Here is a 16,467-nt window from a genome sequence, read left to right as displayed (position 1 = left end):
TCAACGATGCGGATCGTCTCAAGGCTGGGGCAGGAACCGCTCGGCATGGCCGGCTTCGTCATTCTGGCGGTGCTTTGCGTCGTCGCGATCCTTGCGCCTTTGCTCGCGCCCTATGATCCCAACATCCAGGTCCTGTCCGACGCGCTGCAGCCGCCGAGTGCCGCGCATTGGGCAGGCACCGACGAGTTCGGCCGGGATATTCTGAGCCGCTTGATCTACGGAACGCGGATCACCGTCCAGACCGTGCTTTCGATCTCCCTGATCGTTGGCCCGATCGGTCTGCTGATCGGTGTCGTCGCCGGCTTCTTCGGAGGTCGAACGGACGCGCTTTTGATGCGGGCAACGGATATCGTCCTGTCCTTTCCCTCGCTGATCCTGGCGCTGGCATTCGCCGCCGCACTCGGAGCTGGACTGACAACGGCGATCATAGCCATTTCACTCACGGCATGGCCACCTATTGCGCGCCTGGCGCGCGCTGAGGCGCTGGTCGTCAGGAATGCCGACTATGTTGCCGCGGCCCGCCTCTATGGTGCCTCGCCCCTGCGCATCCTGTTGGTCTATATCGCTCCCATGTGCATTCCGTCGGTGATCGTACGTCTGACCCTGAACATGGCAGGCATCATTCTGACGGCTGCCTCGCTAGGCTTCCTCGGATTGGGCGCGCAGCCGCCGGCGCCCGAATGGGGCGCGATGATATCGAGCGGGCGCAAGTTCATGCTCGACTATTGGTGGGTTGCCGTGATGCCAGGTGTTGCCATTCTCGTCACCAGCCTCGCCTTCAACGTCGCAGGCGATGCGCTTCGCGACATTCTGGATCCCCGTCATGCCAGGTCCTGATATGAAGCCAGTTCTCTCCGTCGAAGACCTCAATGTCAGCTTCGGCAGGAACGCTGTGCCTGCCGTTTCCCATGTCAGCTTCGAAGTTGGGCGCGAGCGCGTCGGCATTGTCGGCGAGTCCGGCTCCGGAAAATCGACGACCGGTCGCGCGATCATGCGCCTTCTGTCGGCAGGCGCCACCGTCTCGGCAAGGCGTCTCGAACTCGATGGCAGTCCGCTTCTGTCTCTGTCCGAGAGGCAGATGGGAAAGATACGCGGCAAGGATATTGCGCTTATCATGCAGGACCCCCGCTATTCGCTCAATCCTGTGCTCAGCGTCGGCAAGCAGATCGCCGAAGCGGCTCGCCTGCATCTCAACCTGCGTGGCGCAGCGGCGACCGCCGCCGCCAAGGCAATGCTCGGGCGCGTTCGCATCAAGGACGCCGAGCGCGTGATGGCGCAGTATCCGCATCAGATATCTGGTGGCATGGGGCAGCGTGTCATGATTGCGATGATGCTGCTTGCCAAGCCAAAGCTCGTCATCGCCGATGAACCGACCTCGGCGCTCGATGTCAGCGTGCGCAAGGACGTGCTGACCCTGCTGGACGAACTCGTCCGGGAGAACGATTCCGGCCTGCTGTTGATCAGTCACGATATCCGGATGGTCTCCGCCTTCTGCGAGCGGATCATCGTCATGTATGCGGGGCGCATCGTCGAGACGCTGACGAGGCTGGAAGATGCCAGCCATCCCTATACGAAGGGGCTGATCGCCGCGATGCCGGATCCACGACATCCCGTCCGGCGGCTTGCAGTTCTCGACCGCTCGAAGATCGACCTGGAGAGAGCATGATGATCGAAGTCCGCGACCTCAACGTCACATTCTCGTCCGGCAAACAGCAAAACCATGTCGTCAAGGATATCAGCTTCAGCGTCGCGCGTGGGGAAACGCTGGGTATCGTCGGCGAATCCGGTTGCGGCAAGTCCACTGTCTTGCGATGCCTGTCAGGCATGGAAAAAGGCTGGTCGGGCGAAATCGCGCTTGCCGGTCGCACCGTCGGCAAGTCGAGAAGCCTCGATGATCTGAAATGTGCCCAGATGGTGTTTCAGGACCCCTATGGCTCGCTACATCCGCGCCACCGGATCGGCACGGCACTTGCCGAGCCTTTGCGGGCGATGGGCAGACAGGAGATCTGGCAAACCGTCGAGCGTTCTCTGCGCCAAGTCGGCCTGCCGGCCGCATTTGCAAACCGGTTTCCCCACGAACTTTCCGGCGGCCAGCGCCAGCGTGTCGCAATCGCACGGGCGCTGATCCTCTCCCCACCGATCCTGCTTCTCGACGAGCCGACTTCGGCGCTCGATGTGTCGATACAGGCGGAAATCCTGAACCTGCTGGCGGACCAGCGCGACGAGATGGGGCTGACCTACGTGCTTGTCAGTCACGATCTGGCGGTGATTGCCCATATGTGCGATCGCGTGCTGATCATGAAGGATGGTCGCTTCATCGACGAGCTCTCGAAACGGGATTTGCAGGATGGAAAAACGCACGACGAATATGCGCGTGAGCTATTCGAAGCGACTTTCATCTGACACTTCTGTTTTGCGACGACCCGACCATGGGCGCTGCGGCGCACCGCGATGCGGCAACCTCGGTGTAAAAATGCAGTACGTTGGCGATGCCCGTCGTTCGGGAGAAAGGCTCCATGTCGTAGTCCACACGCGCCAAACCGGTGCCGGCGTTGGATCGAAGCGCATCCGCTAGAGCTTCAGACAGGTTTTCGATGGAGCCCGGTTCGACGAAACGCACCGGATGGTCGCGCAAATATTCCGACGGGCCCTCTGTCGCCGTGGCGATGATCGGCAGCCCCTCATGCATTGCCTCGAGAATGGCAAGCCCCGCCGATTCCTCGCGTGACGGCGATACGAAGAGATCGAGATTGCGCAGGAACCCCGGCACATTGTTACAATGGCCGAGCAGATGGACGCGGCTGTCGCTCTTGGCGAGCTTTTCCAGCGCAGGGCGCTGCGGTCCATCGCCTGCGATCACCAAGGCAGCGTCTGCGGGCGCAGCCCGCATAAAGGCCGATATCAGAACGTCGTTTCCCTTGCTGGGATGAAGGCGACCGACCGCACCGACGAGCCTAGTTCCAGGCGGGACATTCAACTTGGAGCGCAGATCCAAAGCCCTGCCGTGCTTGACCTCCGGCAACCAGTTCCAAACTAGGCCCGCATGTCCGGTATAAGCGCCGAGGCGCGGCAACTGCGCCCGGTTCACACAAATCACCCCGTCAAGCCGCGCATGCTGCTTGGCTTTGAACCCGACATGCAGGGTCGCAACCCTGGTGACGGTGTCGGGAACAGTCGCGAGTGCCTTGCAGCCCGAGCTCAGATGACCATGAGCAATATCGATGCCTGCCACGGCGATCAGCCGTCGCAGGCGCATGCGCCGCAGAAACGGTGTCGTGAAGCGGTGAAGGACGACCTGCCGGTTGACAAGCTCGGCGAGCGGGAGGCCGCGCGGCACAACAAGGTGGACCTCGTGCCCGAGGGTGGCCTCACTTCCGCAGCACTGATAGCCTCATGCCAGGGCTTCAACCAGCCGCTGGCGGGCACCGTTTCGGACCATTGTCGTTCGACAGGCTTTGCCGTAGCAACGGTGAGCGCTGCGCCATCGGTCTGTTGTGAGAACGCCGGCCCTCCCTGGCAGACAATCGCTATCCCGAGGATAAGGACAAGCAACACGGAAGGCTGCACGGCGGCACGCGCTTGGTGAGATTGCCGACAGGCGCGGTACTTTAGATCATAGTCCTCGCCGTCGTGCCAATCAGTCGTCCGGTGACCAGGCGCGTTTGCGGCGGCATCACCTTCCGCGCATGTCTTGCCGGTCGGATCGACTTTTGAGCAAACCCTGAAGTGACGCTCGATTTTCGGATGGGCTACTTTCACCGCTATGTTCACAGTCCCGTTCTTCCTGCACGGGATCTATCGGATCGAATATGGCGTGCGGTCAAAGATCGGCAAAGATCGATTAAGATAGATTAAGTCCGTCGGCCGAGGGGCCGCGGCTGCCCTTGTTCCCGACCGTCGTGTGACGCGAATTCCCGCTTTCCCGCGCGAGCGCGGCGGTATGATCAACGCCCGATGTGCTTCATTGTCTCTCGCAGATCGTGGCGGAGAGCTTAGTAAGCGATCAGTGAATAGGGAGCATCATTCGAACCGAAGCGAGGCTGGACGCCGAGCAGCGGGGCTGCTCGACCGATGATTTCCTTCACCATCGGAGCAGCGGTTGACGCTGCAGTTCGTCCGCCATGCTCGCCGGTTTTCGGGGCATCGATGATCGAGAGAACCATGTATTTCGGCTTATCCATCGGAAAGGCCGCGACGAAGGCGTTGAAATTCAGGTCGCTGGCATAGCGTCCATTGACGACCTTGTCGGCAGTTCCAGTTTTGCCGCCGACGTTGAAGCCCTCGACCTGGGCGCCGCGGCCGGAGCCCTTCAGCCCGTTCCAGGTGAAGAGGTAGCGCATATCCGCGCTCGTGCTTTGCTTGATGACGTTTCGCGACGATGTTGCGGCTTGTTCCGGCGACCGCGGCAGGAAGGTCGGCGAAATGAGATTGCCGCCATTGATAAGAGATGCGGCCGCAGACGCCGTCTGCAGCGGGGTTGTCGCGACGCCGTGGCCGAAGGAGATCGTGACAGAGTTGATCTTCTTCCACGTGCGTGGCTGTGTCGGCGTTGCGACACCCGGCATCTCCGTCTCCATCTTGGAGAGAAGGCCGAGCTTGGTCAGAAACTGTTGATGCCCCTCAATGCCGACCATATCCGCGACGGCGGCGGTGCCGATGTTCGACGAATACTGAAAGACTTCCGGGATCGACAGTGGCCTGTGCTTGCCTTTGAAGTCCTTGATCGTGAAGCCGCCTATGCGGATCGGACGGGATGCATCGACGACGGAGTTTAGAGTGATCTTTTCCGCGTCGAGGCCCATTGCCAAGGTGAAGCTCTTGAAGGTCGAGCCCATTTCGAATGTCGCATTGCTGATCCGGTTGAACCAGCCTTTCTCGTAATCCTTGTCCGGTCTGCCGTCCGCCAATGCGCGCGACGGCTCGTTGGGGTCGTAGTCCGGCACCGAGGCCATAGCCAGGACCTCGCCCGTCTCGACGTCGAGAATGAGTGCGCCGGCGGCTTCTGCCTGATAGGCGTTCATCGCCTTGGCGGCGACCTCTCGGGCGATGTTCTGGACGCGGATGTCGATCGACAGCCTGACGGGCTCAAGTGGAACTCCAGACGTCAGTCCGACAGCCCTCAGATCGGCCAGGCCCTGCTGGTCGAGATACCGCTCCATGCCAGCCAGTCCTTGATTGTCGACATTGACATGGCCGAGAATGTGCGAAGCGGCGCGCCCGCCGGGATAGAAGCGGCGTTTTTCCGGTCTGAAGCCTATGCCGGGAAGGCCAAGGGCCAGGATGTCAGCTTGCTGCCTCGGCGTGAGTTGGCGCCGTAACCACTGGAAGCCGCTGTCCGTCTTGAGCTTCTTGTGGGTCTCCCTCCAATCGAGGCTCGGTATGACGGCTGCGAGTTTCTCCACCACTTCGTCGGCGTCGACGATGCGACGGGGGTCTGCATAGAGGGAGACCATGTTCAGGTCGGTAGCCAGGAGCTGGCCATTGCGATCGATGATGTCGGGCCGGGAAGCGACGCTGTTGGGATTGCCAAGCGAGCTGGTGGTGGGATCCTCGGCAAGCCCGTATTGGACAAGACGCCCGCCGATCAGAAGGAACCCGCAGATGAAGGCGCTGATCAAGACTCCCAGGCGCTGCCTTGCCTGGCCGCTTCGCTTCTTTCTTGTGCCCGGGATCTTGTCGTCAACGCCGATCCTCTGACGTGCGACGAGGATGTGGGACCGGCTTTTGATCTTCAGAATTCGGGAGATGATACTCATTGAGCTGATCCGGAACAGGAGGCGGAAGTCGAAGAAGCACTTCCGAAAACGCTGTGCGTTTTCCGGCCTGTTTCTCCTGGGGCAACTGACGACTAGATTTGCGTCGAATAATCTAAGAGTTCGTTAACCGTCGCTTCCAGAAATGCCACCGGGCACAGCGTTCGACGGCCACGTCACGCCGTTGCGTCGATCAATCGCTGAGCGGTAAATTTGTCGGTTACCAGCATGTCGATGACGCCAACACGCAGGGCACCTGAGATCGCTGCCGTCTTCTTCGCGCCGCCAGCCAGCGCGATGACCCGATCCACCCGCGCAAGGTCCTCGAGCGGCAGGCCGATGACCCGGTCATCCAGCGGCGTCTTCACCGGTTTGCCATCCTTGTCGAAGAAACGCAGTGAAATATCACCGACGGCGCCGGCCTCGGCGAGATCGGCGAGTTCCCGCGACGAAAAGATGTTGCCCGAGCGGGCAAGCAATTCGGACGGCTCCACCGCGCCGATGCCGACGATGGCGAGCGTGATGCTGCCGAAGAGATCCATGGTCTCACGGACAAAGGGATCTGACTGCATCAGGAGCCTGGCTTCCCTCGACGTCGTCACGCCCTGCACGGGAAGCAATTTGGGTTCGGCCCCGGTGAGGCGCGCAAGCCGCGTGGTGAGCTGCGTTGCATGTGTCTGCACCGAAGGGTCGCCCATGCCGCCGAGGGTCTGGACAACGTATTTTACCTGGGCGCTTTTCTGCGGATGGATGTTTTCGACCATCTTGAAGATGGTCTGGCTCCAGCTCGACACCCCGACGATCTCGCCAGGCGAAAGTGTGATCTCCAGAAGATGGGCTGCCGCTTCACCGATCCGGGCCATGATGGCCCCGTCCCGGTCCTCACTGCACTCGACCACGATTGCTTCGGGAAGGTCGAACTTTTGTCGCAGCGTCCCCTCGAGCTCGCTGTAGGTGCCGACCGGGGGGATGACGCTGGTGCGAACGATGTCCTCGGCCTCGGCCCTCTTCAGCATTCGCGAGACCGTCGCCTGGGACAGCCGCAGATGCTGCGCGATCTCCGCCTGCCGACGCCCCTCGATGTGGTACATCTGGGCAACCCTGGAAATCAGGCGGAGTTCGTTGAGGCGGGACATGGGCGATACCGGCTTGAATTTTTATTCACATTTAACCGGTGTCGGTCGCGACGTCGAGCGGGCCAGCGCATCATTCCATGTATTGAGAAGGCCGACGCGATCGATCTCTTCGGGGCGGATCACTTCGGTGCTTCGGGGCAGTGCCTCGATCACATCGAGATCCTTCCACAGGCCGAGCGAAAGCCCTGCGAGATAGGCGGCACCGAGAGCGGAAGCCTCCGGTGCCTCGCACTGGATCACGGCATGCTCGATCAGGTTCGACACGCATTGCATCAGGAAACGGTTCTGGCTCGGGCCGCCGTCGACATAGAGAGCGCCGAGTTTACCGCCGCTCTGGGCGTGCATGGCGGCGATCACGTCATGCACCTGGCAGGCGATCGAATCCGTCACCGAGCGGGCCATCTGGGCGCGGGTCGTGGAAAAGTTGATCTGAGCGAAGAGAGCACGGGCGTCGGAGCTCCAATAGGGGGCACCGAGGCCGACGAAGGCCGGCACGAATCCCGGTCCGCCCGGCTCGGCCGTCGCCGCAAGGTCGACGAGGGCGGCCACATCGGGAAGGCCCAGAATGCCGGCCATCCAGGGAAGGCTTGCGGCCGAAACGAGGATATTGCCTTCGAAGGCGAAGGTCGGCACGCCAGCGATCCGCCAGGCGACCGTCGTGGTGATGCCGTTTTGCGGCGCGATGAAACACGGCAATGTCGTCATGACGGAGGAGCCGGTTCCAAACGTCACTTTGCCGTCGCCGGGCTTGAAGGCGCCGTGACCGAAGAGCGCCGCATGGCTATCGCCGATGGCGGAGCGGATCGGCGTGCCATCGGCAATGCCGGGAAGCCCCTGTGTCGTGCCGAAATCGGCAGAGCTGTCGAGCACTTCGGGCAACAGAGCGATATCAACGCCGAAGATTTGGCCGAGTTCTTCGCTCCAGACCTGGCCATTGAGGTCGAACAGCTGGCTGCGGGCGGCATTGGAGGCATCGCAGACGTGGCGGCGTCCACCCGTCAGGCAATGGATTAGCCAGCTGTCGATCGTGCCGAGACGCACGCGGCGTCCGGCCGGAACGCGATCGAGCAGCCAGCGGAATTTCGATCCGGGAAACATCGGGTCGAGGGGCAGACCGGTCAGCGCCTGTACGCGGTCGAGATGACCTTCGGCGATGAGGCGCTCGCAGTCAGGCGCGGTACGGCGGCACTGCCAGCTGAGCACCGGACCGAGCGCTTCGCCGGTCTCAGCATCCCACACCGTGACGGATTCGCGCTGGTTAGACACCGCCACCGCCTCGACGGTCGCGCCGGAGGCATTTTTCAGGCATGCCGCGATCGCTTCGCAAACGGAGGCAAAGATCCGGCGAGGATCCTGCTCGACCCAGCCCGGTTGCGGATAGGAAATGCCGACGGCGGCCGAGCCTCTAGCGAGCACCTCTCCTGTTTCGGAAACCAGAACTGCCTTCGAATTGGTGGTGCCCTGGTCGATTGCCAGAATAACCCGCATCGTCTTCTCCTCAGACAATGGCCGGGGCGGATGCACGCCCCGGCTCAATAGACCTGCTATCAGATTATTTGCGCTTGATCAGCGCCTCTGCCGCATTGGCGATCGCCGTCGGCGCCATGCCGAATTCGTCGAGGAGGAATTCGGCCGAACCCGTCGGCGCATAGATGCCGGGAACGCCAAGACGCTTCATCGGCACGGGCGCGTTGTCGACGACCACTTCGGCGACGGCTGAACCGAGGCCGCCGAAGATCGAATGTTCTTCCGCCGTCACGATAGCACCGGTCTCGTTGGCTGCGGCGATGATGGCGGTCTCGTCGATCGGACGAACGGTCGCCATGTTGAGCACGCGTGCCTTGATGCCGCGCGCGGCCAGGATTTCGGCGGCTTTCACCATGCGATGGGTCAGCGTGCCGTTGGCAATCAGGGTGACATCGGAGCCCTCACGCAGCAGGTTCGCCTTGCCGACTTCGAACTTATGGCCTTCGGGCAGCAGATCCGGAACGCCGACGCGCGACAGGCGCAGGAAGCAGGGACCATTGTAGCTTGCGGCCCATTCGACGGCGGCGGCAGTCTCGATCCGGTCGCATGGTGCGATGACGGGCAGGTTCGGCAGCACGCGCGTCCAGGCGAAGTCCTCGATCGAATGATGGGTTGGGCCAAGTTCGCCGTAAGCCATCCCTGAGGAAATGCCGACCAGCTTGACGTTGGCATTGGAGTAGGAAATGTCGGCCTTGATCTGTTCGAGCGACCGGCCGGTCAGAAACGGTGAAGCACCGCAGACATAGGGCAGGCGTCCGCCATTGGCGAGGCCGGCGCCGACGCCGACCATGTTCTGTTCGGCAATGCCGACATTGACGAGGCGATCAGGGAATTTCGACTTGAAGCCGCCGAGCTTGGAGGAGCCGACCGAGTTGTTGCAGACGGCGACGATGGTTTCATTCTCGGTCGCCAGCCGTTCGAGCGTCGCGGCAAAGGCATCGCGGCAATCATAGAGCTTCGGTGGGTTTACGGGCGCGTTCATTAGAGTGCCTCCGACAGTTCTGCCAATGCGGTTTCATACTGTTCCTTGCTCGGAACCTTGTGGTGCCAGTCGACGCGATCCTGCATGAACGAGATGCCATGGCCCTTATTGGTGTGCGCTACGATGCAATGCGGGTGGTCACTGCGATGCTCGAGAGCGGGCACGATCGCGTGCATGTCATTGCCGTTGATTTCGCTGACCTCCCATCCGAAGGCCTCGAGCTTGGGGCGAAGCGGCGCGAGATCGTTGGTGTCCGATAGGGAGGCGCCCTGTTGGAACCTATTGTGGTCGATGACCAGCGTCAGGTTGTCCAGGCGGAACTGGTATGCTGCCATGATGGCTTCCCAGTTGGAGCCTTCCTGCATCTCGCCGTCACCGGTGATGACATAGGTGTGGTATTTCGCGCCCGAGAGTTTCGCCGCCTTCGCCATGCCGACAGCGACAGGCAGCCCGTGTCCCAGAGGCCCGGTATTGGTTTCGACACCCGGCACCTTGTTGCAGTTCGGATGGCCGTTCAGCCGGGAATGCGGCTTCAGGAAAGTCGCGATTTCCTCTTCCGGAATGAAGCCCCGCTTGGCGAGCGTCACATAGAGCGCGCAGGCCGTATGGCCCTTCGACAGCACGAACCTGTCGCGATCGGGATGTTTGGGCTGGTCGGGCCAGATACGCAGCACACGGAAGTAAAGTGCGGTGAGGAGATCGATCACCGACATCTCGCCACCAATATGGCCGGCGCCTGCCTCGTATACGGCCTGGAGGTCGCGCAGACGTATCTGGCGAGCAACACGTTCAAGTTCGGAAGGCTCCATCGTTTCCTCTTGTGAATAAATATTCATCCAGTTATATTTTTGCATACAGGCTGCCTTAGTCAAGCCCCTTATTGGTCATTGTGCTTCCATCATAAGCCGAAAAGCTGGTTGACAGCATCTAAGCAAGTTGTTAATGAATTTTCCAGCAGGCATGAATAAATATTCTTGCTTGAAGAAATATTGCCCGCCGGCCTTAATCCCAGGGAGGAACGATGGTGGCGATCGACGTGAATGAACAGAGCCGTCCGTCCGGCACGTGGGTAAGCAAGCTCACGGGGGCAACCGGCCCGCTCATCGGGCTGCTTTTGCTCTGCCTGTTCCTGACCTTCAGCACTGATGCATTTCTCTCCGTCCGCAATGGTCTGAACATTCTCGACCAGATCACCGTGCTCGGGATCATGGCAGTGGGCATGACCTTCGTGATCCTGATCGGCGGCATCGACCTTTCAGTCGGTTCGGTCCTGGCTCTCGCGATGATGGTGATGGGCTGGACGGCGAATGTCGCCGGCCTGCCGCTCGGCATCGGCATCGTAGTGGCGCTCATTGCCTCGATGATCAGCGGCCTGATCGTCGGCATCATGGTCACCTGGTTCAGGGTGCCTGCCTTCATCGCGACACTGGCGATGATGTCGGCTGCGCGCGGCGTGGCGAACATGATCACCGACGGCCAGCAGATCGTCGGCTTCCCCGACTGGTTCATGATGCTGGCCATTGATCGCCATTTCGGCATTCTGACTGCAACCGTCTTCCTGATGCTGGCTGTCGTCGCCGCTGCTTGGGTTTTCCTGCACTTCCGCGCAGAAGGCCGCATGCTCTATGCGGTCGGCGGCAATCCCGAAGTTGCTCGTCTTGCCGGCATCAACGTCCAGCTCGTGACTATTCTTGTTTACATGGCGAGTGCCGTCCTTGCAGGTCTTGCCGGTATCGTTCTTGCGGCCCGTCTGGACTCGGTTCAGCCGTCCAGCGGTTTTGGCTACGAGCTGGACACGATCGCGGCCGTCGTCATCGGCGGAACCTCTCTGTCGGGAGGCGCAGGCGGTATTGGCGGCACGCTGATCGGCGTCCTGATCATCGGCGTGCTGCGTAATGGCCTCAACCTTCTCAACGTCTCGCCCTTCCTGCAGCAGGTCATCATCGGCGTCGTCATCGTTCTCGCTGTCGGCGCAGAAACGATCCGGAAGCGGCGGGCTGCCTGATCATTCCGCCCGCAGACGATGCGGGCGTGAAGAAATTCCTCTCCGAGAGGTTTGGAGCGGAGCTATTGCCCGAGGGGGAGGATACCCGAGGGTTCACTAACAACGGAGGAACTGACATGAAATTTGCGCGCACTCTGCTCGCGTCTGCCGCCCTGCTTGGCCTCAGCCTCGGATCCGTTCAGGCGGCCGAAGTCAAGAAGCTCGGCCTTGCCGTCGCCAATTTGCAGGCAAACTTCTTCAACCAGATCAAGCAGTCCGTCGAAGCTGAAGCCAAGAAGCGTGGCATCGAGGTCCTCACCGTCGACGCCAAGGGCGATGGCCCGACCCAGGTCAACCAGATCCAGGACCTGCTGACCCAGAATATCGATGCACTGATCTACATCCCGGCAGGCGCTGCTGCAGCCAGTGTGCCGGTCAAGCTCGCAAAGCAGGCCGGCATTCCGGTTGTCAACGTCGACCGGAATGCTGAAGGCGCTCCGGGCGATACCTTCCTGGCGACCGATTCCGTCGCCTCCGCCAAGGCGGTTTGCGACTACATCCTCAAGGAAGCCGGCGGCAAGGGCAAGATGGTCATCATCCATGGCCAGAAGGGCACCACGCCTGAACTGGACCGCACCAAGGGGTGCCAGGAATCCCTGAAGGCCTATCCGGACGTGAGCGTCGTCGCCGAGCAATATTCCAACATGTGGAGCCAGGACGAGGGCTTCCAGATCATGCAGAATATGCTCCAGTCGAATTCTGATGTCTCGATCGTCTTTGCCCAGGCAGATGGACTGGCGCTCGGTGCGGCCCAAGCGATCAAGGTCGCTAATCCATCGCAAAAGATCGTGGTCGGTGGTTTTGATGGCGACACCGCTGCACTCGAGGCCCTCAGCAAGGGTGTGTTCGACGTGACCGCGACACAGCAGACGCAGAAGATGGGCCGCGATGCGGTGGAGAACGCGGTCAAGCTCGCTGCCAAGGAAAAGGTGCCGCCGGTCCAGCTGATGGATGCCACGCTGACGACCAAGGAAAACGTGGCAGGCTTCATCGCCAACCACCCGTAATCAGTCGAAATCTCGAGGAGGTGTGCTGTGACCGAGCCGGTTCTTTCCCTGAGGGGCATATCCAAGCGCTATGGACCGCTCCAGGTTCTGAAAAATGTAGACCTGGACGTCTATCCCGGCGAGGTGGTGGCACTTCTCGGCGAAAACGGCGCCGGCAAGTCGACGCTATCAGGCATCATTGCCGGATCACGCACACCGTCCGAGGGCACGATGACATGGCTGGGGCAGCCTTATGCCCCAGCCGCTCCACGCGAGGCGATCGACAAGGGCGTCGTGCTGATCCATCAAGAACTGCAGCTTCTGCCGCACCTTTCGATCGCTGAAAATGTCTTCATCGGTCGTTGGCCGATGAAGAACGGCGTGGTCGACCGCACCCAGATGGTCCGCCGCGCCCAGGAACAGCTCGCACGGCTGAACCTGCACATTCCCGCGACCCGAAAGGTCACTGGTCTTTCGACCGCCAACCAGCAGCTGATCGAGATTGCCAAGGCGCTGGCGCTCAATGCAAAACTCCTGATCCTCGACGAGCCGACCGCAGCCCTTGGCGGGGCGGAGACGGAAGCCCTGTTCGAGCAGGTGCGCAAGCTCCGCGCCGAGGGCGTGGGCATCATCTACATCTCCCACCGCATGGAAGAGATCAAAAAGATCACCGATCGCATCGTCGTGCTTCGCGACGGAGAGCGCGTCCATGAATTTGCCGACAGTTCGACGCCGGTACGCACGATCGTCGAAAGCATGGTCGGCCGCTCGCTCGATCGCATGTTTCCGACCCTTCCCGAGCCGACCAGCAGGCCCGTGCTCGAAGTGTCCGGCCTGACGTCGCCGGATGATTCCTTCCGGGATGTAAGTTTCGACGTTCACGCGGGCGAGATCCTCGGCATCGCCGGCCTCGTCGGTGCCGGCCGCACCGAGCTCGTGCGGGCGATTTCCGGTGCCGATCCAATCAGCGCCGGCTCGGTCCGGCTGGAAGGCGAGGCGCTGAAGCTGCGCAGCCCTGCAGATGCGATCGCCAAGGGCATCGTGATGGTTCCGGAAGATCGCAAGGATCAAGGGCTCGTCGTTGCACACAAGATCAGCGAAAACATCATCTACGCCAATCTCGACAAGCTTGGCGGGCGCTGGCTCACTTCGAGCGTGAAGCGCGTTTTCGCCGAAAAGGCGGTGGCGAAATTCGGCGTCAAGGGGCGTGCGGAGCAGTTTGCCTCCGACCTCTCGGGTGGCAACCAGCAGAAGGTCGTCATCGCCAAATGGCTGATGCGCGATCCGAAGGTCGTGGTGCTGGACGAGCCCACACGGGGTATCGATGTCGGAGCCCGCGCCGGCATCTACGATATCATCGTCAACCTGGCCAAGCAGGGTGTCGCGGTCATTGTCGTAAGCTCCGACCTCGAGGAGGTTCTCGGCGTATCAAACCGCATTCTCGTACTGGCTCAGGGCAAGCAGGCAGGCATTTTGAAGCGTGACGAGGCGAACGACGTCTCGGTCATGGAACTGGCGACAATCTAGGCAAAGGCAGAAAGGAAGAGCGGTGTCCGACATCTCTCTGAACGCACCGAAACTATTTGATCTCAGCGGCCAGGTCGCCATCGTGACGGGCGCCGGCAGCGGCATCGGGCAAAGGATCGCCATCGGTCTTGCCCAGTGCGGCGCCGACGTGGCGCTTCTCGATCGCCGCACTGATGACGGTCTTGCCACGACTGCCAGCCATATCAGGGCTGCCGGTCGCCGCTCGATCGAGATTGCCGCCGACGTCACCAGTAAATCGTCGCTTGCCGAAGCCGTCGCCCGCACCGAAGCCGATCTCGGTGCGCTCTCGCTTGCTGTCAATGCCGCCGGTATCGCCAACGCTAATCCCGCCGAGGAGATGGAAGAGGATCAGTACCAGACACTGATGGACATCAACCTGAAGGGCATCTTCCTGTCCTGCCAGGCCGAAGCGCGGGCCATGTTGAAGAGCGGCCGCGGTTCGATCGTCAACATCGCCTCCATGTCCGGCGTCATCGTCAATCGGGGTCTCAGTCAGGCCCATTACAACGCCTCCAAGGCGGGCGTGATCCATATGTCGAAGTCGCTGGCGATGGAATGGGTCGGGCGTGGCATCCGCGTCAACACGATTTCGCCGGGCTATACCGCAACGCCGATGAACACCCGGCCGGAGATGGTACATCAGACCAAGCTCTTCGAAGAACAGACGCCGATGCAGCGCATGGCCAGTGTCGACGAGATGGTCGGTCCTGCGGTCTTCCTCCTGTCGAATGCTGCAAGTTTCGTGACGGGCGTCGATCTGCTCGTCGACGGCGGCTTCTGCTGCTGGTGATGACATGCGTAAGCTGATCGCAGGCAATTGGAAAATGAACGGTCTCGTCTCCTCCCAAGCTGAGATCGAGGCGCTGAAGGGGCTAACGGGCAGTGCGACGTGCGATATCGTCGTCTGCCCGCCCTTCACGCTGATCGACCGCGCCGTGGCGCGGGTCAAGGATACGGATCTCGCCATCGGCGCGCAGGATTGCCACGCGCAGTCGTCGGGTGCCCACACCGGCGAAATTTCTGCCGAAATGCTTGCCGATCTCGGTGCGCGCTATGTCATCCTCGGACATTCCGAACGCCGTGTCCTGAACGGCGAGGACGATGAGATTGTGCTGGGGAAGGCGCTTGCCGCGCATCGGGCAGGCTTGATTTCGATCGTCTGCGTCGGTGAGACACGCCATGAGCGCGACGAAGGCCGGGCAATCGAAGTCGTCGGCGAACAACTGCGGGGATCCGTCCCCGAGGGTGCTACCAGCCGAAATCTTGTCATCGCCTATGAACCCGTCTGGGCAATCGGAACCGGACTGGTGCCGACCCACGAACAGATTGAGGAGGTCCATGCGGCGATCCGGCAGATGCTCGAAGAGCGGCTGGGCAGCGATGGCCGTTCGGTCAAGATCCTCTATGGCGGCTCGGTCAAGGCATCCAATGCAGAGGCGATATTCGGGCTTCGCAATGTGGACGGAGCGCTGGTCGGCGGCGCCTCGCTGAAGGCCTCGGAATTCGCAGGAATTATTTCGGCAGCCGTTTGAACTCTGAGTGCGGAGACAAGTGTCGCCGGTGCAGATCGGTGCGCTCACACCGGCGCCGTTGAAAGGAAAAGAGAATGCAACGTTTTGAAAACAAGACCGTCGTCATTACCGGCGCAAGCCGCGGTATCGGTGCAGCGATCGCCAAACGCTTTGCGCGCGAAGGCGCCAATCTCGTCGTTTCGGCCAATGAAGACAGCGTGCATGGCGTGGCAGAACAGATCAAGTCAGATGGCGGCAAGGCTATTTCCTTCGTTGGCGACGTCACTGACAAGTCAAGCGTCAAGGCCCTTTATGACGCAGCCGAGCAGGCATTCGGCGCTGTCGACGTCTCCATCCAGAATGCCGGCGTCATCACCATTGCCCGCATCGAGGATATGACCGAGGGCGAGTGGGACAAGGTCATGGCCGTCAACACCAAGGGCGTGTTCCTCTGCGCCCAGGAAGCGATCGCCCGCATGCGCAAGCACGGCCGCGGCGGCCGTCTCATCAACACGGCCTCCGGCCAGGCGCGCGACGGCTTCATCTATACGCCGCATTATGCCGCCTCGAAGATGGGCGTCGTCGGCATCACCCAGAGCCTTGCCAAGGAAGTCGCGACCGACGGCATCACCGTCAACGCCTTCTGCCCGGGCATCATCGAGACCGACATGTGGGCCTATAACGACCAGGCATGGGGCAAGCTGCTCGGCAATTACGGCCCCGGCGAACTGATGAAGGAATGGGTCGAAGGCATTCCGATGAAGCGCGCCGGTTCCGGCGAAGACGTCGCCGGCCTCGTCACCTTCCTTGCCAGCGACGATGCAGCCTACATTACCGGCCAGACCATCAATGTCGATGGCGGCCTGATCATGTCCTAGCTCTGTTCGGCAATAGGAAACGGTGCTTTCACCTCTGCGAGGCAGTTCCCGCGGCGAGATCTGCACTCAACCTCTTGCAGAACAAGGCCTTCATCATCTATC

General features: G+C 61.2%; 15 protein-coding genes. 9 read left to right on the top strand and 6 right to left on the bottom strand.

The window, feature by feature from the left end:
- Window positions 1-6 precede the first annotated feature (6 nt).
- The 3 genes from ACR9ZQ_RS37435 to ACR9ZQ_RS37425 are packed head-to-tail and all read left to right on the top strand — an operon-like array spanning window position 7 to window position 2,403.
- Window positions 7-837, top strand: coding sequence for an ABC transporter permease (locus ACR9ZQ_RS37435; protein ID WP_481430989.1), 831 nt, complete (start codon window positions 7-9; stop codon window positions 835-837).
- The gene (locus tag ACR9ZQ_RS37430) at window positions 824-1,666 is read left to right on the top strand and encodes an ABC transporter ATP-binding protein (RefSeq protein WP_481430355.1); all 843 of its coding nucleotides are present in this window, start codon (window positions 824-826) and stop codon (window positions 1,664-1,666) included. The genes ACR9ZQ_RS37435 and ACR9ZQ_RS37430 overlap by 14 nt, the downstream gene beginning before the upstream one ends.
- Entirely contained in the window at window positions 1,666-2,403 is a 738-nt protein-coding gene (locus ACR9ZQ_RS37425; protein ID WP_481430988.1) for an ABC transporter ATP-binding protein, read from the top strand. The genes ACR9ZQ_RS37430 and ACR9ZQ_RS37425 overlap by 1 nt, the downstream gene beginning before the upstream one ends.
- Here the strand turns inward: ACR9ZQ_RS37425 and ACR9ZQ_RS37420 are convergent.
- The 6 genes from ACR9ZQ_RS37420 to ACR9ZQ_RS37395 all read right to left on the bottom strand — a co-directional run bounded on the left by ACR9ZQ_RS37420 (window position 2,396) and on the right by ACR9ZQ_RS37395 (window position 10,207).
- Complete coding sequence (locus ACR9ZQ_RS37420) at window positions 2,396-3,337, bottom strand: glycosyltransferase (RefSeq protein WP_481430354.1); 942 nt, start codon at window positions 3,335-3,337, stop codon at window positions 2,396-2,398. The genes ACR9ZQ_RS37425 and ACR9ZQ_RS37420 overlap by 8 nt on opposite strands.
- A 655-nt stretch (window positions 3,338-3,992) precedes the next feature.
- Entirely contained in the window at window positions 3,993-5,756 is a 1,764-nt protein-coding gene (locus tag ACR9ZQ_RS37415) for a peptidoglycan D,D-transpeptidase FtsI family protein (protein WP_481430353.1), read from the bottom strand.
- A gap of 173 nt (window positions 5,757-5,929) precedes the next feature.
- Entirely contained in the window at window positions 5,930-6,889 is a 960-nt protein-coding gene (locus ACR9ZQ_RS37410) for a sugar-binding transcriptional regulator (RefSeq protein ID WP_481430352.1), read from the bottom strand.
- Between the two features lie 21 nt (window positions 6,890-6,910).
- Window positions 6,911-8,377 (bottom strand): FGGY family carbohydrate kinase, encoded by a 1,467-nt coding sequence (locus tag ACR9ZQ_RS37405; protein ID WP_481430351.1) that lies wholly within the window; start codon window positions 8,375-8,377, stop codon window positions 6,911-6,913.
- Between the two features lie 64 nt (window positions 8,378-8,441).
- Window positions 8,442-9,398: a transketolase family protein gene (locus ACR9ZQ_RS37400; RefSeq protein WP_481430350.1), complete on the bottom strand. Its 957-nt coding sequence runs from the start codon at window positions 9,396-9,398 to the stop codon at window positions 8,442-8,444.
- Window positions 9,398-10,207: a transketolase gene (locus ACR9ZQ_RS37395; RefSeq protein ID WP_481430349.1), complete on the bottom strand. Its 810-nt coding sequence runs from the start codon at window positions 10,205-10,207 to the stop codon at window positions 9,398-9,400. Before ACR9ZQ_RS37395 ends, ACR9ZQ_RS37400 begins: the two co-directional genes overlap by 1 nt.
- A gap of 212 nt (window positions 10,208-10,419) precedes the next feature.
- Between ACR9ZQ_RS37395 and ACR9ZQ_RS37390 the strand changes: the two genes are divergently transcribed.
- From ACR9ZQ_RS37390 to ACR9ZQ_RS37365, 6 genes are all read left to right on the top strand, one after another.
- Entirely contained in the window at window positions 10,420-11,403 is a 984-nt protein-coding gene (locus tag ACR9ZQ_RS37390) for an ABC transporter permease (RefSeq protein WP_310382361.1), read from the top strand.
- 116 nt (window positions 11,404-11,519) lie between these two features.
- On the top strand, window positions 11,520-12,449 hold the full coding sequence (locus ACR9ZQ_RS37385) for a sugar ABC transporter substrate-binding protein (protein ID WP_113298805.1): 930 nt from the start codon (window positions 11,520-11,522) through the stop codon (window positions 12,447-12,449).
- A gap of 27 nt (window positions 12,450-12,476) precedes the next feature.
- Complete coding sequence (locus ACR9ZQ_RS37380) at window positions 12,477-13,955, top strand: sugar ABC transporter ATP-binding protein (RefSeq protein WP_310382362.1); 1,479 nt, start codon at window positions 12,477-12,479, stop codon at window positions 13,953-13,955.
- 22 nt (window positions 13,956-13,977) lie between these two features.
- On the top strand, window positions 13,978-14,766 hold the full coding sequence (locus ACR9ZQ_RS37375) for an SDR family oxidoreductase (RefSeq protein ID WP_310382363.1): 789 nt from the start codon (window positions 13,978-13,980) through the stop codon (window positions 14,764-14,766).
- Window positions 14,767-14,770: 4 nt separating this feature from the next.
- A complete protein-coding gene (gene tpiA, locus ACR9ZQ_RS37370) occupies window positions 14,771-15,508 on the top strand; it encodes a triose-phosphate isomerase (RefSeq protein ID WP_310382364.1) in 738 nt (245 codons plus the stop codon).
- A 74-nt stretch (window positions 15,509-15,582) separates the two neighbouring features.
- Window positions 15,583-16,365, top strand: coding sequence for a glucose 1-dehydrogenase (locus tag ACR9ZQ_RS37365; RefSeq protein ID WP_113321780.1), 783 nt, complete (start codon window positions 15,583-15,585; stop codon window positions 16,363-16,365).
- Window positions 16,366-16,467: the final 102 nt, after the last annotated feature.

Source organism: Rhizobium sp. KNZ14-9A, from assembly GCF_056755015.1.
This window is presented reverse-complemented; position numbering and strand designations above follow the sequence as displayed.